The following is a 22,582-nucleotide window of genomic DNA, read 5'->3' as shown; positions in this document are numbered from 1 at the left end:
GAATAAAGAAGTGGGAGATTTATTTGAATTTATAAGCGGTGTAATCGACCAGAAAACGAAGGGCAAATATGCTGCCGGTGTCGCGGTTGGTAAGCCACACTTTGCCTTTCCTGAACCTGGTCCGTGTTTCCAGCACGGCCCCTCTCAGATTGGGATCGGGATGGTCGCTTGCATATCTGTTTTGCAACAGCCAGTTTGCCGATTTTTCAATATTTGCGTCAAACTGTTTGTATCCGTTTTGTGAAAGCTGAATCCAGACGATGCCCGCCAGCGCCGCAGCCGAACCCGTCACAGATCCTTTGTCGGGCTGCCTGCCGTTCAGATAATTGTCGTAAAACATGGTTCCGTCTTTTTGCTGGGCTTTGGCAAAAACTTCGGCAGTACGTGCGGCTGCATCCAGGTATCTTTTGTCGCCGGTTAATTTAAACGCCTCAATCAGTGACTCGGCATACCATAGCGAAAACCTTGGATGAAATGATCTTTCCTGAACTGAATTTGGCATAAAACTCATCCAGACACCCTCAGGTCCTTGTTTCTCGATCAGACTGTTGCAAAGATTGATAAACGCATCTTTGAATTTTTTATCTCCTGAAAACTCAAAAGCATCTTTGAATAACCAACCTTCGGTATTCGGGCGCGAAACGTCAAATAGCTCCTGCTTTTCCTTCGACTTCCAGAAGGGACTGTATTCTTTCAGCACTTCACCCGTTTTGGCGTCTACATTGTCATAGCAAACTCCTTTTTCAGGATCATACATGTTTTTCATCATCCAGTATGCAGCGGACGTGGCCACCTTTGCATACTTCGGATTTTTGGTCACTCTTGACAGTTCATAAATTCCGGGGGTTCCGTCTGAAACAGTTGCAAACACAATAAAATCTTCACCGATCGAATCTCCATGCCGGGCGTTAACCATGCCTTTCAAAACAGGATGTTCCTTAATCTCCAGTCCTGCCCACCAATCACCCCCTCTGGTTGCGGCTGCCAGGTATTTTTTGTTGCCGGTTTGCTTGTAAGCGGCCAGCAAGGCATTCACTGCCTGGCCCGTGTGCCAGGGCACTTCATAGTCGTACCATTTCCCCTCGGTCATGTTGTAGTCGCATTTGGATTTACCCTCCGCATCCATCATCACTTCGGAAACATATTTTGCAATCTGATCAATGGCCAGTACTACATCCTGCTTTTTTGTCTGAGCGCTGGCCCCGGAACCTCCGAGAAGCAGCAGCATCAAAAGCGATAAATAAAAACTCCGGTTACTCCGCATCATACGTTTTGTTTTTAGAATTTGTCTGATATTTATGTTTACTGTTCACCACCTCCATGCCCTCGCCCAGCCGCATACTGAAACGCCACGGAGCATCCGCTTTACCAGGCACTTTTAATAGAAAAAGGTGATTTCCTTTACCCAAAGCAAGTGTGATTTTTTGCTCGTCGAACCCTGTTTTCTGAATCGAAATAAACGCCATTTTTTTACCGTCACAGAAAACTTCGGTACCGGCAGGGGCCTTGACAAACGCCTCTGTTACAGCTTTTCCCGTCACGTTCAAAGTGCAATACGCATAAGCCGTAGCAGGCGTTTTTTTGCCAAAATATTCATTAAGGTCAATCATTCCTCCGCTTTTGGAGGCGAATTTATGCCAGCGGTAATTTTTCCCTTTGTAAGTGGCAATTCCGCCTGGAATCGGCGGTTTGTTATATTCCTCATTTTCGGAGTACATAAATGGCGGAACCGTTAAATTCTTGCTGGCAGGAAACGGCCCTGTGAGCAGCCAGTACTGAAAATAAGTATGCGGTGTTTCCAGAATATCCAGGCCAATCTGATCGGAAGCCGGCAATTGTAGTTTACTGGCAGCCGATAAGGCTGTATTTTTTAATACATTTTCCAGATCGCCAAGCTCCCGGATTTTGGTGTCATATGGAGCCATGACCACATCCAGCCAATATTCCTGATTTTCAGCTCTCCACAGCTGACGGAAATTATTTTGGAGCGAGGTGTACCTTTCTTTTAATTGTTTTAATGAGTCGACAGACAACAACAGCAAACTCCTGGCGTCTTCCAAACGGGTACTTTTTATCCTGATGGCTTCGCGATAAATATTTGCCTGACTGGCCAGAAGCCGGCGGGTATCCAACATGATCTGATACTGAGCGATCGTGTGCGCCAGCGTACTGATATCACTTGTATTGAATCTCGCCGGACTGGCAGCAAGCAGATCAGCTGCTTCATTGAGAATCTTTTTTGCAGCAGGCAGGTCCGTATTGTTCAGCCAAAGCTGTTTTCCTTTGGACGGCAGCATCTGCTGGTGCCATAACAGATCATTCAGGTTGTAGGTAAGCGGCAGGCTTCGGAGCTCCATCAATTTAAACACCGCTTTGACATAACTGGTATTGTCTGATCCATAAGCAGTTGCACTGTACCTTGAATCAAATGACTGTTCATTTGCCGTTTTCAGATTCCAGCTCTTTTCCGCAGCTGCATACACGCCATACCAATCAGCCGAAAAAAGATATGTCCCGCCATCGTCCCAAAGCGTGGTGAATGCACCGGTGGCACCACTTGCCTTTCCTGCCTGCATAAAACCTTTGATATTGGACTTTGCCATGACCATGTCGGGGAACATCCGGTAGGAATTCAGCACACCCGGACAAACCATAAATTCGAGCCCCCGGCTGGCAAATGGCTTGATCCATTTGTCATAATTATCATTCGATCCGTATTCCCAGGTCAGGTAAACCACATCCTTTGGCAACATGTCCGGGATCTTTTCGTACTGGATCGCCACATCTCCCCAGAGCATCATTTTTTTGTCGTGACGCTTAATTATATCATACAGGAAATTAAGATGATCGGCATAAAACCGGTCTGCTCCGATGCTGTCAATGTACGTTTTTGATTTTCCCTTGTTCAGATCAAAAGTCTCATCGCAGTTCACATTGAACCAGGGCCCATTAAACGCATCACAAAGCTCGCCGATCACATCTGTCAGAAACTGTTTTGCCTTCGGGTCCAAAGGCGAGATCAGCGAGCCGGTCTCGCCCATTGAAGTGTATTGAGGCAGTGCAAGAATTTTCTCAAAATGCCCGAAAGACTGAAAACCGCCGATCAGTTTCATATGAAATTTTTCAGCATAAGCCGATAACTCTTTAATCTGTGCAATGGTCAGTTTGCCATCTTTTGGCGCAAAATCCGGGTGAGACAATGGCTGCACAACGTGTTCGATATAAAAAGAAAGGTAGTTGATCTTCAACTCAGCCATCCTTTCGATCTGCTTTTTAATGTAATCCAGCTTCGATATCGGACCGCGGCTGATGTCATCAAAAATGACCCTGGTTGGGAATGCAGGCCAGTCGGCAATAAACACCTCCCTGTTCCAGCCTGCCCGTGTGAGTTGGCGGAGTGTTTGAAGGCCATAAAAAAGCCCGGTTTCTGTATTGGCGCCAATAACGATTTTTCCATGTTCTGCCATCAAAACATAACCTTCATTACCAATACTGTCTTTATAAATTTGTGTTTTATTCCAAAAATCAGGCTGATTTTGTTTTAGCTCATTGAGAAGAAGAAGCTCAACAGTCATCAATTTCGTCTTTTCAGCACCACTAATTCCTGGCTTAAATTCTTCCCAGTTCGCCGTCAACCGGGTGGCCTGCTCGCGGCTCAGACCCGTTGTTTTGAATTCAATATTTGAGCTATAGACAAACGCATCTGCTCCCTTATTTGCAAACTGCGGATAAGGTAAAACAGGCAACACTTGTGAAGGGCTGTCTTGGTTATACATCACTTTGGAGCCATCAACCGGAGATGGCGATGCTTCCAACGGCTGATACAGCACAAAAATTTGCAGGATTAAAAAGATAATATTTCTAATCATTTGATTGTCTTTTTATATCAGGATAAGTGTAACCTATTGTAACACTGCTGTTATGTGAATTAACTTCCGTTTCCTCGTATTTAACCCAGACCTTAATCTGATGCTTTCCGGGTGTTGGTTTCCATTTGAAATCAATGGTTTGCATACGCGGATGAAGATCATTTGGCGCGTCAATCACGTCGACCGAGGCGCTGTCCGAAAGTGCTCCGTTTGTAATCAGATACACCATCGCACGGCCAGAAGGTGCATTGCCGATGTTGTGCAATGTGCACCCGATCTTCACCATACCGGACTGATCGGCAGATTCAGAAATAACGACATCGTTGCGGGCAAGCGCAATGTCTGGTAACGGCCGTGCCTTTTGTTTAATCTCGCTGATTCTGCTAACCCGAACCACCACCTGCGCTCTTGCCGGAAGTTGAAATTTAATGCGCCCCACCCTTTCATTCACAGTTACCGACTGCTCGTTGATCAGTTCTTCAGAAACGGAATCATCATTTTTATCTAACCCCACGCTTACTTTAAATACACCAGGCGTCAGCATCCAGGTATTCATTTCCACCTGCTTTTGATCGCCCGCATTGTGGAGCGAAACCAATGCGGAATTTTTGTCACCCTTTCGAACAAAAACGGATACGTCCGGGCCTGTGTTTTTCCAGGTAGCGACCAAAGCAGGAAACTCAAATCCACGTCCGAAGTGGCCGGTGTACATGCCGGCCAGCAGGTCGCTGCCTCTGACATAAACCCGGTCGGTAAATTTGACCTCGCTGGTCATGAGCGGAAAATTGTATCTGAGTGAATTGAGGATGGCGTCAAAACCCTTCATCATTTCATCCTGGCTGCCAGTGAGCTGATATCTGTTGTAAGGAGAAGCATACTGTCTGACCAGATCGTTGTACCGGGTTTCACCAGTCAGTTTGGCCGTCATTGCAAAAATATTGCCAAAAGGATTTGCACCCGCCGTTTTATCTTCTCCGCCAAGGATCAGCGTCTTTTTCACCCAGTCCGAAGAGCCGGGTTGCTGTTGCGCAGACCGATTGCTTTGCAAGGGACCGCTCATGAGATCAGCCACTTTATTGACCGGATTCAAAAACGAATCATTGCCGGTAATTGCGTGCATTCCGGACAGAAAACTGTACAATTCGCTGATATGCCCCAGATGGTCCCAGTTGTAGTAACTGTATTTTAAACCTGGCTCGTACCATTTAGCTGCATACCCGCCGATTTTTTCCTGTTCAAAGGAAACGGCCGGTGGAATGATCCCGGCAGGCTTGCCATTCTCTTCCCTTGCTGCATCTTCCACCCATGCCTGTGCCCATTCCGAAAACTGTTTGATCAACAACGGATTGCTGTTGTACCATGCCGCCCAAAGTCCGGGAAGAAGCGCTCTTGCATTCAGGGGAACATCCACACCAAAGGGCGGTTCGGTGAGTGTTTCCGTTGCAGATAAATAATAAGATTTAAAATGGCGGTGCCCGGTTTTGGTGATGCCCGACCATACCTCGCCAAAATTCTGCATACTGATCATAGCCCGCTCCACATAAGCCGGATCTCCATAACGCACCAGAAACATGCCCGTATGCGAATCCCTGAAAAGCTCTGCCGAATGTTCGACGTCGTCTATTTTTTTGTCATACCCCCTCACCAGCGCGCCACTGTTCCAGATACCGTCGGCCAGCCGGGTGTAACCAACCCGGGCAAGGCTATCGTCGGCTCCTAAAATGGCAGGTAACCACCACCGAAGCATTTCCACATCATCAGCATATTTTCCGCCCAACTCCCCGTTCTCAGCCTGGCGGTTCTGTACCCACCAATGAATTACCTTCAACATCCGCGCCATGGCCTCGCGCTGTAAAACAGCCCATTTCGGCGCTCCGGACATATCCGAACCGGCTTTGAACGTATCTTCAATTTGTTCTCCCTTGTACATTATAATCAACTGATGATCAGGAAATACCTTCGCTAACTGATCAAAATAAATCTGTGCCTTACTCTCCGGAAGCAATTCAGAATCTTCCTTTGCCAGCCAGTAATGAATTTTTGCAAGCAGATAAAGTGATTTATAATACAGCGGATCGGCCGGATCGGCTACGATTTGATCCAGTAAGTCAATGGCAGCATACATGCGCTGAATCTGGTTCATTTTTGTCTCTGTCACAGATTGCGACCATCCGGCCAGCTCATAGTACCTATCCGCTTTAAGATGTTTTTGCAAAATATTCAGGCCGTTTTGCAAAGCTATGTTAGCAGGATCCCGGCGTATTTTCTCCTTCAAAGCGGCCTCAGATGCTGTCATTTCTCCGGCTTCCGTTTCCGGTTTTTTGGAATAAATTAGTTCGTCTGCACCCGCAACTGACCTGAATTCAATGCAATACAAACCGACAAGATCAACTTTTCCAATCGATTTTATTTCGACAACAGCTCCATTTATTCCAACCGTTATTTTGCTGCGAACGGATCTGTAAGGAAGCCGAAACCAGGGAGCCGAAATTTTATCAGTCAAAATATGAGCATTCACGTTGATTGAGGCCTGCATGACTTCCTGTCCTGGGTGCCCCACTGCGACCATCACAAAATATTCTCCCTCCGGAATATCTGCTTTAAAAATCAGCATTTTTTCACCAACGACTCCGTCACAAAATAAGGTATCGGCAATTCTGTTGTATAAAGTATCAAAGGCATAATCTGGCCTGGTGATCCAGCCATAACCGTGCTTTTTGTTATAAGTTAAATCAGGATTCACGCGTATATAACCATTTTCAACACGCGAAGATACGCTCCCCATATCATACAGGAAGTTGCCTGCCTGCTTTCCGTTTGCAGGGCAAACGATGAGCAGACCAACCGCCAGAAAACATATGACAAGAACTAACCTCAATGTATATACGTAATGTAAGTTGATATTTTCTATTCTTTCTTTCCAATAATATTTTTTGACAACTTATCCTTTTCAATAAAATTGGCAGCAGGGAAATGATATTCTTTAGCAGCTATGAGTCCATTCGAACTTTTTTCCACTTTAATCATTGCCTGCGGACCCGGATTTGGTTTCACGTGCGTATCCAGGATAGAAAAATCATGGGTGTCGGATACAAAGAATGCCGGCCGCTGCTCGGCGGTTTTGTAACGCAACGTAATGCCCGACATTTTAATGTCCCTGGCATGTCGAACGTAAAATCCGAAGGCGGGTAATTTCCCGAACATGGTTCCTTCCGGATATGCATCTTCCAGTTCATCTACAACACGTTGTATATCAGAACCGACACCGCCTCCGGCAAATTCAACGCTGATATTATGCAATGAAATATTTTCAATCGGTGCTCTGCTTATGCCTGTAAAAGAACAGCCGGTAATGCCCGCTCCGGTAGCAACCACATCGGAAATGCTGATATTTCTAATTTTCCCTAATCCAGGCGTATTAGCGGACTCAATGTGTTTGCGGGCCCTGTTACCTAGTCTGACGAAAAGCGGAACCTCGGCACCGTCGATCACCAGATTGTTTACCGTGATGTTTTCCATCATGCCGCCATCTACAATTTCCATGGCCAATCCGCCAATTCCTCCCGGCTTGCCGTAAATGGTTTTAAGTTGCGCAGACGGTTTGATAACACAATTCGAGATAGCGATGTTACGAAAGCCTCCGACCGATTCAGTCCCAAACTTGATCGCACTGCAATGGCTGCTCAGTACACAATTTGTAATTGTAATATGCTCGGAAACAAGCGGTGAAGTACTTTTAATTGTAATGCCATCGTCATCCGAATCACCAATGATATTCGAGACAGTCACATAACTGCAACCGTCAATGTCCATCATATCGTTATTCTTGTTGGAATGGTTCCAGATTTTGATACCATCAATTCGCAGATATTTACAACCCAGATAATGCTGCATCCAAAAGGCTGAGTTCTGCAACCGGACACCCGTAACCGATACGTTTTCACATCCTGCAAACCACAAAAGATACGGTCTGTCTTTATACCGGTCCGGTTTTTTCAAAGTGGTTTTCACAAACGCAGCGCCTTGTCCGTCAATCATGCCCTGACCTTCAATGGCAACGTTCTTCTGTCCTTTGCAAAAAATCAGCGCCTGTTTGGCCCAGTCCTCACCGTAAAACGGAATACCAGAATTTTGATGGGGATAAAATTTTGTATCGGGTTGGCCCAGAAGGGTTGCGCCAGCTGATACATGCAGTGTTACATTGCTTTTTAGAACAAGCGTTCCGGACAGATAAACGCCTTTTGGAATATACACTTTCCCGCCGGTCACCGCGCAGGAATCAATTGCTTTTTGAATGAACAGTGTGTTGTCCGTAGTCCCGTCGCCGATCGCTCCGGAATGGCGGACGTCGTAGGTTTGTGCCCGTAACTGTACAGATGTTACCGCCACCAGAACCAGCAAAATCCGCATTGTCAGACCAGAAAAATAGCTATCTAAAATATTCATTAACAATGATTTAAACTTTTATTAACAGATTAATCTATACACCGATCAGGCCGGTTCGAGATAATATTCAATCCTTTTATTCAGCCAGCTTACGGATTCGTGGTAGGCTTTTTCTATGTTTTCGATTACTGTCTCACTGCCGCCTACGTCAATGGCAATCCTGCCTTTGTAACTAATTTCTTTGAGAACCGAGAAAAATGCATCCCAGTCAATTTGGCCTTTTCCGGGCGGAAGGTGTTCCGTTTTCTGCCCGGAGTTATCCGAGATGTGTATGTAACTGATTCTGTCTTTTAGCCTTATCAGACTTAATGACAAATTATCCCTCACCAAAAACTGATTGGAAGTATCCAAATTAAACATCAGGTTTGGCGCATTTACTGCTTGTGAAAAATATAAAAACGAATCCGTTGTAGCGGTCAGGCATCCTTCACAGGGATGAAGATGATAATCAAGCCCATATTTTGCCGCTATCGCACAGGCAGATCTGTATGTTTTTGTTAGTTTATTCCAATAGGTATCCCAGTTCAAAGATATTGGCAGATGCAGGCCGGAAACTTGTGCTCCGCTGTAATGACGCATAACAGGCATATCGGACGGATAGTCCAAGGGTAAAAGCGGGCCATTATCCAAAACGCCTTTCGCACCAAAAAAACGTGCAGTCTGGCATCCCATTTCAAAAAGTCCCAGACATTCCGCCTGCTCCCCTTCGGCCAAATCGGCACCAAGCCTTGGTAATACAACACAGAAGACCGGCACAGAACAACTATATTGAGTCAATGCGTCTTTTACAACCTCTTTATTTTCAAACAAATACTCAATATTTTTCTTACCGATCGCTTCAAGCTCCAGTGCTGAAAATCCCAGTTCCGCCATTTCTTTAATATGAGCAATCGTATCCTGAACCGGTGGCGGATAACCATATCTGGAGATGATGTAAAGATATGCACAGCTAATTTCCATGAACTCTCGCAAAAAAATGTTAATCAATCAATTTCGGGCACGTGCCCGAAATTTTACAAAATAAAAACTGCTTGAATTAGCTATTGGATAATTGAAACAGTTTGCAGGAGTGATTGCCATACCGGGCACGTGCACAAATTTAAAATAAAAATATGTTACACCAAATTATTCACTTTGTTTTTAAACAAAAAAGACGCAAAAAGACTATCAAATGGTCATTTCACAAAAAGTAATTGAATTAAAATCGGCGATTACAGCTCATTTGACCGGTTTTATAGCTGTAAGTGATTATTTCAATTTTTTATTGAAATTTTATAAACAACTGTTTTAACAAATCCCGGTTCAGGAGGCGTCACCTGCAATTGAACCGGGAACGCCGCCAAAGCAGGGTATGGCGCCCAGTAATGTATCTGGTCTTTTCCTAAAATTAGCTTAGACTTTCCGTCTGTAGTAAACCTAAAATTCCTTTTCGCGCCATGGATCAAAACGGTTGAATCATTTTCCTGAACGATTCGCGTGCCGGTTTCCAGGATAAAAGGCTCGGAAATGGTTATCACCGGATAGGCATCGTGGTAGGTAAGGGTTATTTTCTTTTGGATAAAATCGTCCGCAAATGTGTACTCGATGTCGTATGCTACGCCGCCGTTTATCCAGTTCCTGTTTTTCAGCTCACCTTTTGCTCCCACCACAAACCGGCCATGATCAACCTCCCCAGCTTTTAAATGAGCATCAAATTCAAACAGATTGGTAAAATGACCAGACGAATCCGTGTAAGCGATCTGAGGTGTGAGACTTTTGACACCTGGGGCCTCGGGAAAGCTCATCGGTTCCGGACGGGAGTATTCCGTAACACTGGAAGCCTGCAACGCACCGAATCCCTCGGCCCATAAATAAGAAATCGTGCCCCCGTTTGGACGAAACATATACTTGCTTTTAGCACCCGCCATCTGATCTTTATAACGATAGCCGGTAACAGTGGCCATGAAGTTTTTGGTCCTTACCTGTACGACATCCAGATTTGAAAAGTATTTAATCCAACCTTCACGCTGTGATGGCAATGCAACGTAAGGCCTGGTTTCCTTCATTTCCAGCTGGTAAGCCAGCGCCAGATTTTTGGCTTTGGTAAAAGTGGGATAAATACAAGGAACCGTTTTAAGAACCCTCATGTGATGTGGCCCATATCCAATCAGGCCACTCGGCGTGATACTTTTTCGAAGAAATTCCAGGTTTTTGAAAGAGGCATTCGCGTAACGCTCGTCCTCATTGCTGTAAAGCGAGAACAGGGCCTGACAACCGTCGGAAGTGGCGCCACCGTACAAGGTCCATTTGTTGGAGCGAATGCCCCAGGAATTATCCATGGAACCATCCGGATAGATAAAGTACAGATGTTCTTTCAGCGCATTTCGAACGCGGTTATTCACCACTGTATCTCCGGTAATTTTTGCATAAAGTCCCAGCCCCCAAAGCGACATTTCCATTTCATATCCCAGGTCAATCCCCAGTTTGGCCCCCACACCTCTTCCACCTTCTCCATTGATAAAGCCCTTGTCGTCCATTTTAGAAATGGTCCTTCGCGCCAGGACCCTCGCTTTGTCTGCATACCGCTGAATACCTGTAATTTCATGCGCTTTGGCTAGTGTGGCGGTTGTCGTCGCTACATAGTTGATGCTCGCAAATTCTGGCTTCATTACTTCGCAGAGATAGTCGGCTGCTTTCTGCGCGGCACTGAGCCAGGTCTCCTTCTCCTGGCTACTCAATTTATCGGAGATTGATTCGTAAGCAAGCAGCAACATCAGGAGCTGATCCGTGGTGGTTCCAGTCCATTCTTCCGGCGTTTCTTTCCAGCTTCCATTTGCCTGCTGCTGTCTGATCAGCCAGCTTGCAGCGTCTTTGGCAGCTTTCAAATACCGTTCGTTCCCGTCAATCCTGTAAGATACGGCAAAGGGATAAACCGCTTCTCCCGCTCTGGTATGCAGTACATTGCAATTCTTACAAACCAAGGCGCCGCAGTCCCCATGAGATTGTTGATTGATCTGAAGATCCAGTAAAGTATTTGTTAGCTCCAGTAACGTAGAAGCATATTCCTTTTTGATATGAATCCGCTGGGACATTGATGCCGTGGATAAACACATCAGAACAAATATCCGGACAATAACAGCGTACTTCATAAATAAAGGGCTAAGGATTAACTCATAATTAGAAAGGGCACGTGCACGAAATTAGATACAATAGATGCGATCCGGCTTAATTTCTATAATATCTGTAGTTTGCGCTGGTGATAATGTCAATCGGTATCAGGTAATCTTCTTTCACGACAATGGAAAATACCAAAAATTGGAATAAGGTCATAACACTGCGATAGCCTTGTTCCTGCGGCTTTTCACACAAAAGAAAATCGATGATTCCTTTTTTAAGATATTCAATGTTCCTAGTAAGATAGTCGTAGCCAATCAAAATAATATCCTTCCTTCCTATCGATTCGAGCCATTCGGCAACCTGCGAAACTCTGGAATTGGTAACATAAATGACACCAATATGCGTTTCATCCTGTATCATCTGGTTTAGCTTTGCCGCAACTGCCGGATAACTTGTGTCTGTTGTATTTAGAGGTAATAACAGGTTTTCCGATAATTTTTCTTTAAAATAAGCTAAAAACCCTTGCTCCTTCCGCAGGATTGCGACGTTATTTTCAATCTCCCTGGCTATGTTCACAATCATTACCTTCTGGTTTTCCTTCAGGCAATAGTGGACTAGCTGCGCTGAAAGATATCCGCTGTCAAAGAGTTCGGGACCAATGTAACAGAGTCTTTGCTGCCCCGGAATATCCGAGTTCATCAAAACGCATGGAATTTTTTTTTCCTTGCAATGCTGCAACAGTAAAATTGACTCAGGTTCAAATGTGGGCGTTATAAGTACGCCGTCCGGCTTGTTATCCATGATCCGCTGCACCTGCTGAGCAAAAACGGACTGAATATTCTGGTCAAAAAAATAATAATCCACTTGTACACCGTACTGTTTAATTTCCGCTTCGGCCTTACTAATGCCCTCCAACGGCGCTTTCCAATATTCGGTTTCCCCGGAAATATCGGGCAATAAAACAGCAAGCCTGACAATACCCCGGGAAGTCAGGGCTAGTCTCTGTGCAAGTACATTAGGCTGGTAATTTAGTTCCTCAATAATGGCGTTGATGCGATTCTTTGTTTTCAACGATACCCCTGGTCTGTCGTGAATCACCCTGTCCACCGTTGCCCTGGACACCTTTGCCCTTCTTGCAATTTCCTTCACCCCTGAAAGCAAACTATCTTCTTTTTCTTCCACAATGATTTCAGTATAAATGAAGGTCAAATATAAACAATCGGGTCAAAGGTTGACGAAAATTTCTCAAACATCTAAGCTTTATAAATGTCTATTAGGCATTCTGGTAAGGGAGAAAATTAGTCCGAGACAACAAGCATCTTGGTGTTGAAAAGGACAATTTCAATGTACCAACCATATTACTATGTAGCAGAATGTCCTAATATGGAAGTGTACGCTGAACTGTGTCAGGATTTGTATTTGAGGGCATATGTAAACAATCCGCCTACACAAGATTCACAACCAATTGGCCAATTTTTCTAAGATCTTCCAAAAATTGGTTCGACAACTGTTCTGGAAGGAGTACAAAAACACCTGATAATCGATTGATTGTCATTCGTTTTGATTTTCAGGGGTGGCTAAATTCATATTCTAATTTACCAGCGAACTCTTACAGTCATTAATATAATTTTTAATAAGCTGTAAACAACATCTAAAAAATAGCTAGTTAAATCGACCCGAATTGTATCAAACACAACCGTAATTTTAAAAACCGGGCCGTGGGCCTAGTAGTATTTTGGTTCTTTTTGAAATAAATGCTCAACTCATTATGCGTTCGCCTATTAAGATAGAGGTTTGGAACGACAGCATTGTTTACACGGACTTTTTGGATGCTTTCGCGTTTGTTGAATCGGTGTTGGAGGTGTATCAGGCCAAGTTTGTCGAAGAGATCAAGGTGCAGCTTCATTTTGGCAGAAAAATTACCATAATGGTAGTGTTTACGCCCAAACTGATAAAAGTCGTCAGTTTTATAAAGTTGACGGAAAATCAAGATGCATTCGTCATCAAGATTTAACCATGTTTATTTCTCAATGGCGATTGCCATTTTCTTTCAACCAAAAAAACAGCCCCCTAAACCGGAAAGAAAACACTAAACCGCGCCCCTTCGCCAGGACGGCTTTCAACCGAAATACCACCTCCATGATTGGAAGCGACCCGTTCGCAGATGGCCAGTCCAATTCCCGTACCCGCGTACTCGCTTCGGCCATGAAGTCGCTGAAATAACTGAAATATCCGGTCGGCATACTTCTGATCAAAGCCTATCCCGTTGTCAGCTACGATTATCTTATGAAAGGAACCTGCTGTTCTTGTTACGACAAGTTCTTTGGGCAGGTGTTCAACTGAAACAATGGAGCTGGTTATCTGAATTGCCGGAGGCACATCAGGTCTTTTGAATTTAAGCGAATTACTGATCAGATTCTGAAATAACTGGTGCAGTTGAGTTTCATCACCATTGATCTCGGGCATGCTCCCTACGCTTATCACCGCAGCGGACTCCGTTACAGCCAGGTCCACATCATCCAGTACCTGGCTGATCACTTTGGCAAGAGACACCATACCGGTATGCTCTTTTTGGGAGGTCACCCTTGAGAATGTCAGAAGGTCATCAATCAGATTGGACATGCGACCTGCAGCTGACTGCATTCGATTTAAATAAGTAATGCCCCCATCGCCCAAACTTTCACCATGCCGTTCGGTCAATAAATTTGCAAAGGACTTGATCTTGCGGAGCGGCTCCTGAAGATCGTGGGAGGCAACATAGGCAAACTGCTGCAAATTGGTATTGGACAGCTTCAAAAGATTATTGGAGTTCAGAAGCTCTAAATTGGTGGCAGCAAGCGCTGCGTTGGTTGAGGCCAGTTGCTCCGTTCTTTCCTGTACCTGCGATTCGAGAGCAACCTTTATTTCACGGTTTGTAGTTATATCCTGTACCGTACCGATCATTGTAAGAGGAACACCCCCCAGATCATAAAACACCTTACCTTGCGCATGCAGCACACGGGCTGCGCCGGTCTTTTCTGCATCCATGGTGTACTCCATGTCGTACTGGCCGCCAGAGCCCGGGGTGATCGCCTCGTTAAATGCGGACACTACCGCCGGCAAATCCTCCTGGCTAATTGCGGCATAGACGCTCTCTACGGTAACCTCTTCGTGATCCTGGATGCCAAACCAGCGTTTCAGACGATCGGAATAGTTGAACGACCTGGTTTGAAGATCGATAGAATAGGTCCCCAGCTGGGCAAGTTCAATCGCGCTTTGAAGGAAAGCCTGAGCCTCTTCAATTTTTTTCCGGCTCAGCACCTGATCGGTGAGCTCGGTAGCCACCACCAAAATTCCCGTAACCTGACCATCCGGATCACGCTGTGGCTGGTAAGCAAGGTTTACATAAATTGTTTTAAGTACGCCATCGTACTGGATTTCCGCCGCCTGCTCCCGCGACAAAAATGGTTTACCCGTTTCAAAAACATCCATCAAAAGCTTGTCGAATCCTTGCCCTGCTAATTCCGGAAACACTTTCATCAGGGGTTTTCCAATGATCTGATCCGAATCTCTCCCTACCAGTTTTCCATAGAATGGGTTAGCCATGGTAAAGGTCAGATCTTGTTTGGCTATCATCGCAATCCCAACAGGTGATTGTTCAAACAATCCTAACAGCTGCATCTGGCTTTGCCGGATTTGTTTTTCTACACTCACACGCTCGGTCACATCGGTTGAGATATTCAGAATGGCGTAGATCTCTCCGGAACTGTCATAAATCGGCGTATAATTAATATCGTAAAAATTAGAGGTCATCTCTCCGTTCCGGACAATATCCACTTGTACCCCAAATGTTTTATAGGAAACACCCGTGGTATACACATTATGGAGAATCTTTAAAAAAGGCTGACTTTCAAGCTCGGGCATAACCTGCGCAAGCGGTTTTCCGGCAATATCCTGTCCTTTTCCAACAATATGAATAAAGGCCTGGTTGGTCATTTCAATCCTGAGATCCGGTCCTACCATAAGGCCCATAGCAGCCGGGGCCGACTCAATCACCGTTTTTAACTTTAGTTCGCTTTCTTCAAGCGCCTTCTGTGCAAGGGCCTGGGCCGTGACATCAATGGCCATGATGACAATCCCGAACATTTGCCCACTATTGTCAAAAACAGGTTTATAGGTGAAATTATAGTAATAGGTAACCAACTTCCCCCCCACATCATAATTTACAGAGGCGTTTTCCGAACTGTAGGCAACGCCGGTTTGATAAATCTGATCCAATATTTCTAAAAAGCCCTGTCCATCCAATTCAGGCAAAGCCTCACGCAATGGTTTCCCGATGACGGAGTCGCCCTTGCCCCAGTAATCTATAATGGTGCTATTGGCCAACTCTACAACCATGTCTCGGCCTGTCAAAAGGGATGTTGCCACTGGCGCCTGCTCAATAAGGGCCTTAAATCTTGCTTCGCTATGCGCGAGTTGGTGAAGCGCATTATGATATCCGGTAACCTCGCTAGCCATTACCATGATTCCGGTCACGGTACCCGAATCTGATCGCACAGGCGTGTAGACAAAATCGAAGTAGACATCCTCCAGAACACCGAACCGCCGCAAATGGGCAAGTACCCCTTGCCCGGAATAAGGCATCCCTGTCTGATAAACTTCCGTTAGCAGATCCACAAATACCTGATTCTCAATTTCAGGCAGTGCGTCTGCGAGCCTCATGCCCATGATGGAAGATGGTTTACCCCATACTTCAAAAAGCTTATCATTACCCAGTTCGACGACAAAGTCGGGACCCGTCAGAAGCCCGATCGCCAGTGGCGCCTGGTCAATGACTGCCTCGAAGCCACTTGCCCTTTTTTGTTTTTCAATAAGATGCCTTCGGCTTTCTACCTCTTTGGTAATATCAGAAAATGTGCCTAAAATCCGTAATTCGCCATTCTCAATATTTGCGTGGGATTGTCCTTTACAATGTAGCCATTGGTATCCACTCAGGCTATTTTTCCCGGTTCTAAATTCAAGAGAAAAACGATTTGGAGCTTTCAGGCCTAGCGCGTTATCCATTTCTGTAGAAAACAACAGTCTGTCACCAGGGTGGATCAGCTCTAAAAAATCCTGATATTCTATCAGGTTATCCGTTGTACTGGAGAAGATATTCTGCGCTCTGCGGCACCAGCGCATCTGGTTTGCATCCCGGTCCAATTCCCAGGTCCCAATCCCTGCCGACTCAAGGGCAAGATCTAACCTGTTTATTTCCAATAAGTTATTCAATTCAAAGGGACGCGAGGAATTTTCCATGTACGGTAATTGGCAGCTAAACATATCGACACCTGATTACCTGACAATATTATGCCAAAACCATTCAGTTCAAAGAAAAACCCAGGTAAAATGTTTTTGTGCCAGGCAACCCGATTCAAAACGGCGTGATATTTGATTTGGGAGAAGTGAAGCCAAAGCGGTACCGTTTCTATCCCAATGAAATGATGGGAGAGTATTTGTTAATTCTCGAAAAATTGGAAGATACGAAATACCCATTTTAACGGGTACAACTGGATTACCTATCAGGGCTAAAGCCCTCCACTGGATATTTTCGCTAAGAAGAGGACAGATCTACGCCCCTGTATTTTGATTTGCAAATGAGGCTTAGCCCACACATCATCGTAGGTAAAAATGAGAGCACATTTGCCAGAGGATTATTTGATTGATATTCCTTTTAGTAAAAATGCTACCCCATACGATCAGGAACAAGGTTACTACTTAGCTTGTTTCACAGCAATAATGGCAAAATCTCCGTATTGAGATACGATCCTACCCATCAATGTGTCGGCCTTCTGCATTAAGCTATATTTGAATGTACCAGCTTGATTTTCAGTGGTAAATGTGATCTTCCCCTGATCCATCGACAACGCTATCATTTCATTCTTTTCGCCGCTATCCACGTATCCAACCGTTTTGTTTTCTTTTTGCTCAAAAATAAATGACCCCGACTGGTATTCCGCCGGCACATCGCTGATCATATATTTCCATGTGCCAACCAGATCGTCAGCCACAAAAGCCTCGCGCATTGCCATCGAAAACACACTCATGGCGACTAGGATCAGAGAAAAGTAGCGTTTTGTTTTCATGTTGATTCCTGAATTGAATTTCTGATTAATGAAACGGCTACTAAATTACTAATAAATCCTGCTATTATCCCATCAGGATTTAAACCTTACCGTAACTGAACAGATATCTAAGTATAATTTTCCTGGCATAGCCAAACTTATCACCCCAGCAACGGCCACCTCTCACATCTCACATTTTACATTTTACCTCTCACATTTTACATCTCACATCTCACCTCACCTGCCTCTACCTGTTGTACTGCGTTTCTAAATTCCTGTGATTATAGAGCGACTTCAGCTGAACAATATTTTCAACCTTCATTTTTTTGAAAATCGTACTCTTCTGGGTGCTGATCGTGGAAGGCTTACGACCCAGTGTATTCGCGATCCACGATGTTTTCTTTCCCTGGCTGAGGTAAAGAGCAATTTGCGACTCCTTGGCAGTGAGCACTTTCCCTTCTTTGGATTCCATATCCTTTTTGGTAACAAACATAAGCAGGCTTTCAAGCAATGCAGGACAAATAAAGTGGTTTTTAGCAAGTACCGTGCTGATGGCTCGTGCTATTTCACTGGCAATACTTTGCTTCAAAAGATAGCCATTTACGCTCAACTCAAAATACCGGGTCGTCAGATTCTGTTTCAGATTCTCATCATAAACAATCAAAGGTGTATCCGGAAAATCCTTCCTCATCATCACAACGGCTTCGAAGCATTCTGACGGCACCAGTGAGTTATTGCCGAGGATCAGCACGTCCACCTTCTTTTGCCCGCGGCTCATCGCAAAGTCCGGAATGTTATCCGATTCCAAAATTTCGATTTGGTCATACACCTCATGAAGCAGTGCCGTTAATCCATACCTGATGATCTTGTAACTGTCTATTATTCCGATGGTGATCATAATGCTTGTGTTTTATTATTTATTTTTACGAAGGGGAAATCTATGAGTTTGGTGTTCCACAGCGGAATCCGTCTTAACCGGAAACCTGATAGTCAAATTTTGTTGGCAGACCTCAGAGGAAGCCTACCAACATACAGGGTGTGCAAGTGTGTAATTTCGTTGAGTACCCTTGTTTCCGGTTCTTTCACAGCGCCAACGCTGTGAAGTCTGTACCGATTTAAATCACGGCAAATTTGCTCTTCGTCATGACGGCAGCTACTCATCCACATGCCCCATAACGGTAATAATGCTGGGGACCGTAATCAGGCAGATTGGTTGCAAGCAGAAATTACTTTCGTGCCGGTTTATTCTATCGTTTGTAGTCATTATTTCAGGAGGGTTTGTTTTAAACCATTGTTAATTCACGGACGAGTCCCGCCGTGGAAGCGTCCGTCTTTTACTAACACAAACTTATAAGTTTGAACGTTAAATTCACTAGAAATAATCCACGCCAACATATCGAAATACTACTATAAATTACCGGTTCTGAAAAGTTTGATCATACCTGTCAATTTTACATTTTTCACGCAAAGCAGATGAGGTAACGTGCAAAGAACGCAAAAGACTTTTGGGTCGTTGGTAATTCTACTTTGTCCTCTCTGCGCTTGTCTTTTTTACCTTGTATGAAACCAGTTGAAGCTTTTCTGGGAAGCAGCGGGATTCCGTTATTCACCTGCCTGCTTTTTCCAAGTCCCTGAGGCCAAATAAGTTCATTAGCTGAACCACGTTGTCGACTTTCATTTTCTTGAAAATCGTATGTTTGATGGTGCTGATCGTAGAAGGTTTTCGGTCGAGGGTTTTGGCTATCCAGGAAGTTTTCATGCCCTGGCTCAGATACAATGCAATTTCCGATTCTCTGGCCGTAAGCACATTGGCACCAGCGGGTTCAAGTTCCTTGCGTACCACAAACCGCAGCAACCTCTCTAGCACGTCGGGAGAGAGAAACTGTTTCTTGTTCAGCAACGCGTTAATTCCATTGACAATTTCCCTTGCTATGCTTTCTTTGGCGATATATCCCTGTATTCTAAGCTCAAAATACCGGACGGTGAGATTTTGGTTGATATTCTCGTCATAGACCAGAATGGGAACCTGGGGAAACAGTTTTCTCAGTGCCGATACGGTTTTAAAGCAATCGCGGGCAATAAGCGAATTGTTGCCGAGTACCAGCACATCGCATTTTTTTTCCTCGTACTGGTTGGCAAAATCCGCAACGCTGTCAGATTCCAGAAGCTCCAGCTCATTGAAATGCTCATGGAGCAAAAAATTCAAACCCAACCTGATGATGGCATAATTATCTATTAATCCGATGGTTATCATAATTTTTGAGAATTTTAAGGATACTCCGACGACTGGATCAGTTTAAAATATCAGGAAGACAGTCCGGCTCCGAAATGCATATATCTTTTCCTTTGAAAATTGTTTTCAGTAACGAAACTTTTCGGGACGACGCCATCACAACAATCATTTTGAGCTTCGGCCGATATCTGTTTACATAATTCAGGAAATCTATTACTTCTTTTGTCGGCTCACACAGATTGGCCAGAAAAACATCCGGAACGGGATCCATGCTATCCAATTGATTATGAAACAAATACTTTTTAAAAACTTCATGGATAGACATAGCTGTTTCGATTTGAAAATCGGCAGAAGTGACATTTTCAAATGACAGCAAAACGTCCTGTGACTGGTTGTAAACTAGAATCCTTTTCATATCGCCGAGGAGAAATCATGATTTGGTCATTCGATTCCAAAAAAAGAACCGGATTTCCCACTTGTGGTGGCAAAGTTTCATTCGATTTTATCTGTGAGTGTCCGGTGCACCACGCCGGCCAGCAAAGCACCTGCAACGGGTGCCAGAATGAAGAGCCACAACTGATCCAGCGCCCAGCCTCCCACAAAAACAGCCTGACTGATACTCCTTGCCGGATTTACGGACGTATTGGTAACCGGAATACTGATCAGGTGAATGAGGGTCAGTGCGAGACCAATGGCGATTCCGGCAAACCCCGACGGAGCCGCCCGATACGTAGATCCAAGAATAACGATCAGAAACATAAAAGTCATCACGGCCTCCGTGATCAGCGCGGCTGCCATACTGTATTTGCCTGGCGAATGGTCGCCGTAACCATTTGCGGCAAAATCGCCGATTGCACTCCCGTTGCCCGTAACGATCACGTACAGAACCGCGGCCCCGGCCACACCACCCACAACCTGAGATACCATGTAAGGCATCAGGTCCTTACCCGGAAACCTGCCCCCAGCCCAGAGGCCGATCGAAACAGCCGGATTGAGATGGGCGCCGGAAATATGTCCCAACGAATAGGCAATGCTCAGAACGGTTAACCCAAAAGCCAATGAAACCCCCAACAGCCCAATCCCCACCTCCGGAAACGCAGCAGACAACGCTGCACTTCCACAGCCTCCCAGCACAAGCCAGAAAGTCCCCAAAAATTCTGCAAAATACTTTTTCATAATTGTGTGGTAAAAAGTGATAAAAAAAATTAGTAATTAGGTTTGTTGATTATCATGGCAATAAATGCAAATGTGCGTCATTGAATGTGGTTAAGATAGTGCCACCCTGAGCTTAACATGCTGTCACACTGAGCTTAACAACTTGTCACACTGAGCTTAACAACTTGTCACACTGAGCTCACCAACGTGTCACACTGAGCGTAGTCGAAGTGCGGCTCACCAGCCTGTCACACTGAGCGTACCAGCCTGTCACACTGAGCGAAGTCGAAGTGCGGGCTCAGACTGACAATTAAACTGTCCACTATTTCGTCAAAATGAGCTTACCATCCTGTCACACTGAGCTCGCCAACCTGTCACACTGAGCGGAGTCGAAGTGCGGGCTCACCATTCTTCCAATTCGTAACACTGAGCGTACCGGGCCGCCGGGGTCGTACTTCGTCAGGCTCAGTATGAGTGCGGGCATCGTGGCTCGGTCTTCGACTACGCTCAGACTGACAATACCTCCGCTCAAACTGTCTTCGACTACGCTCAGACTGACAGCACCTCCGCTCAGACTGTCTTCGACTACGCTCAGACTGACAGTACCCAAACTTGTCACACTGAGCTCACCAACGTGTCACACTGAGCGAAGTCGAAGTGCGGGCTCACCATTCTTCCAATTCGTAACACTGAGCGTACCGGGCCGCCGGGGTCGTACTTCGTCAGGCTCAGTATGAGTGCGGGCATCGTGGCTCGGTCTTCGACTACGCTCAGACTGACAATACCTCCGCTCAAACTGTCTTCGACTACGCTCAGACTGACAGCACCTCCGCTCAGACTGACAGAAACTCACCCATCTGGCACGTAGCGCTTGTGACTCGTTTCATTGTTACATTCGGCCAGAATTTTTAGCTTATCCCAATCACCGTTCATCAACGCCTCCTTCTTCTTTCTGCTCCATCCTTTCAGCTGTTTTTCGAAATGAATCGCCTGTGTCACATCATTGAATTCATTGTAGTAAACGAGTTGGACGGGACGCCGCGAAAAGGTATAGCTCTTCGTATATTTTCCGGCACTGTGCTCCTTAAACCGTTGTGTAATATCACTTGTCACGCCGGTGTAGTAGCTACCGTCCCTGCACCTGAGAATGTACACATAGTATGCCCTCATTGTTTCAGTTTTTTCATTTATGATCCTAAAATGGGGTTACCTAAATCATTGTTGAAATTGGACTGCTACACACTGAGCGTACCAACTTGTCACACTGGGCGTACCAACTTGTCACACTGGGCGTACCATGTTGTCACACTGAGCTTACCATGTTGTCACACTGAGCGGAGTCGAAGTGCGGGCTCAGACTGTCTTCGACTTCGCTCAGACTGACAATACCTACGCTCAAACTATCTTCGACCGCCGGGCGGCCCCGTTCGCTCAGACTGACAATTAAACTGCCCACCATTTCGTAAAAATGAGCTTACCAGGCTGTCACACTAAGCTCACCAACTCGTCACACTGAGCGTACCGGGCTGTCACACTGAGCGAAGTCGAAGTGCGGGCTCAGACTGTCTTCGACCGCCGGGCGGCCCCGTTCGCTCAGACTGACAATTAAACTGCCCACCATTTCGTAAAAATGAGCTTACCAGGCTGTCACACTAAGCTCACCAACTCGTCACACTGAGCGTACCGGGCTGTCACACTGA

16 protein-coding genes are annotated in these 22,582 nt (G+C 45.3%); 1 reads left to right on the top strand and 15 read right to left on the bottom strand.

Annotated elements, in window-relative coordinates:
• Window positions 1-19 precede the first annotated feature (19 nt).
• The 7 genes from DYADSP32_RS27845 to DYADSP32_RS27815 all read right to left on the bottom strand — a co-directional run bounded on the left by DYADSP32_RS27845 (window position 20) and on the right by DYADSP32_RS27815 (window position 12,593).
• Window positions 20-1,267, bottom strand: coding sequence for a hypothetical protein (locus tag DYADSP32_RS27845; protein ID WP_414618114.1), 1,248 nt, complete (start codon window positions 1,265-1,267; stop codon window positions 20-22).
• Window positions 1,254-3,869 carry a glycoside hydrolase family 20 zincin-like fold domain-containing protein gene (locus tag DYADSP32_RS27840; protein ID WP_149239695.1) on the bottom strand — a complete coding sequence of 872 codons (2,616 nt, stop codon included), beginning with the start codon at window positions 3,867-3,869 and terminating at the stop codon, window positions 1,254-1,256. The genes DYADSP32_RS27845 and DYADSP32_RS27840 overlap by 14 nt, the downstream gene beginning before the upstream one ends.
• Window positions 3,862-6,747: a hypothetical protein gene (locus tag DYADSP32_RS27835; protein WP_149239696.1), complete on the bottom strand. Its 2,886-nt coding sequence runs from the start codon at window positions 6,745-6,747 to the stop codon at window positions 3,862-3,864. The genes DYADSP32_RS27840 and DYADSP32_RS27835 overlap by 8 nt, the downstream gene beginning before the upstream one ends.
• Window positions 6,748-6,776: 29 nt before the next feature.
• Entirely contained in the window at window positions 6,777-8,315 is a 1,539-nt protein-coding gene (locus tag DYADSP32_RS27830; RefSeq protein WP_414618113.1) for a glycoside hydrolase family 28 protein, read from the bottom strand.
• A gap of 45 nt (window positions 8,316-8,360) precedes the next feature.
• Window positions 8,361-9,275 (bottom strand): sugar phosphate isomerase/epimerase family protein, encoded by a 915-nt coding sequence (locus DYADSP32_RS27825; protein ID WP_149239697.1) that lies wholly within the window; start codon window positions 9,273-9,275, stop codon window positions 8,361-8,363.
• Window positions 9,276-9,568: 293 nt separating this feature from the next.
• Entirely contained in the window at window positions 9,569-11,386 is a 1,818-nt protein-coding gene (locus DYADSP32_RS27820; protein ID WP_414618112.1) for a hypothetical protein, read from the bottom strand.
• A 133-nt stretch (window positions 11,387-11,519) separates the two neighbouring features.
• Window positions 11,520-12,593, bottom strand: a complete 1,074-nt coding sequence (locus DYADSP32_RS27815) for a LacI family DNA-binding transcriptional regulator (protein ID WP_149239699.1) — start codon at window positions 12,591-12,593, stop codon at window positions 11,520-11,522.
• Window positions 12,594-13,179: 586 nt separating this feature from the next.
• On the opposite strand from DYADSP32_RS27815, the gene DYADSP32_RS27810 reads away from it, so the two are divergent.
• Window positions 13,180-13,425 carry a hypothetical protein gene (locus tag DYADSP32_RS27810; protein WP_149239700.1) on the top strand — a complete coding sequence of 82 codons (246 nt, stop codon included), beginning with the start codon at window positions 13,180-13,182 and terminating at the stop codon, window positions 13,423-13,425.
• A gap of 56 nt (window positions 13,426-13,481) precedes the next feature.
• Here DYADSP32_RS27810 and DYADSP32_RS27805 read toward each other — a convergent pair whose 3' ends face one another.
• The 8 genes from DYADSP32_RS27805 to DYADSP32_RS27770 form a co-directional block, all read right to left on the bottom strand.
• Window positions 13,482-16,688, bottom strand: coding sequence for a PAS domain-containing protein (locus DYADSP32_RS27805; protein ID WP_414618111.1), 3,207 nt, complete (start codon window positions 16,686-16,688; stop codon window positions 13,482-13,484).
• A gap of 455 nt (window positions 16,689-17,143) precedes the next feature.
• Complete coding sequence (locus DYADSP32_RS27800; protein WP_414618110.1) at window positions 17,144-17,515, bottom strand: hypothetical protein; 372 nt, start codon at window positions 17,513-17,515, stop codon at window positions 17,144-17,146.
• 226 nt (window positions 17,516-17,741) lie between these two features.
• Entirely contained in the window at window positions 17,742-18,392 is a 651-nt protein-coding gene (locus tag DYADSP32_RS27795) for a response regulator transcription factor (protein ID WP_149239703.1), read from the bottom strand.
• Between the two features lie 708 nt (window positions 18,393-19,100).
• Entirely contained in the window at window positions 19,101-19,748 is a 648-nt protein-coding gene (locus DYADSP32_RS27790; protein ID WP_149239704.1) for a response regulator transcription factor, read from the bottom strand.
• A gap of 37 nt (window positions 19,749-19,785) precedes the next feature.
• The gene (locus tag DYADSP32_RS27785) at window positions 19,786-20,142 is read right to left on the bottom strand and encodes a hypothetical protein (protein ID WP_149239705.1); all 357 of its coding nucleotides are present in this window, start codon (window positions 20,140-20,142) and stop codon (window positions 19,786-19,788) included.
• Between the two features lie 77 nt (window positions 20,143-20,219).
• Entirely contained in the window at window positions 20,220-20,903 is a 684-nt protein-coding gene (gene aqpZ / locus DYADSP32_RS27780; RefSeq protein WP_149239706.1) for an aquaporin Z, read from the bottom strand.
• Window positions 20,904-21,234: 331 nt separating this feature from the next.
• Window positions 21,235-21,492 (bottom strand): hypothetical protein, encoded by a 258-nt coding sequence (locus DYADSP32_RS27775; protein WP_149239707.1) that lies wholly within the window; start codon window positions 21,490-21,492, stop codon window positions 21,235-21,237.
• Window positions 21,493-21,731: 239 nt separating this feature from the next.
• Window positions 21,732-22,052, bottom strand: a complete 321-nt coding sequence (locus tag DYADSP32_RS27770) for a GIY-YIG nuclease family protein (RefSeq protein WP_149239708.1) — start codon at window positions 22,050-22,052, stop codon at window positions 21,732-21,734.
• Window positions 22,053-22,582 lie beyond the last annotated feature (530 nt).

Origin of the sequence: Dyadobacter sp. 32 (assembly GCF_902506755.1) — a bacterium.
Taxonomy (GTDB): domain Bacteria; phylum Bacteroidota; class Bacteroidia; order Cytophagales; family Spirosomataceae; genus Dyadobacter.
The sequence above is the reverse complement of the archived record's forward strand: the minus strand, read 5'-3'. Positions and strand labels throughout refer to the sequence as shown.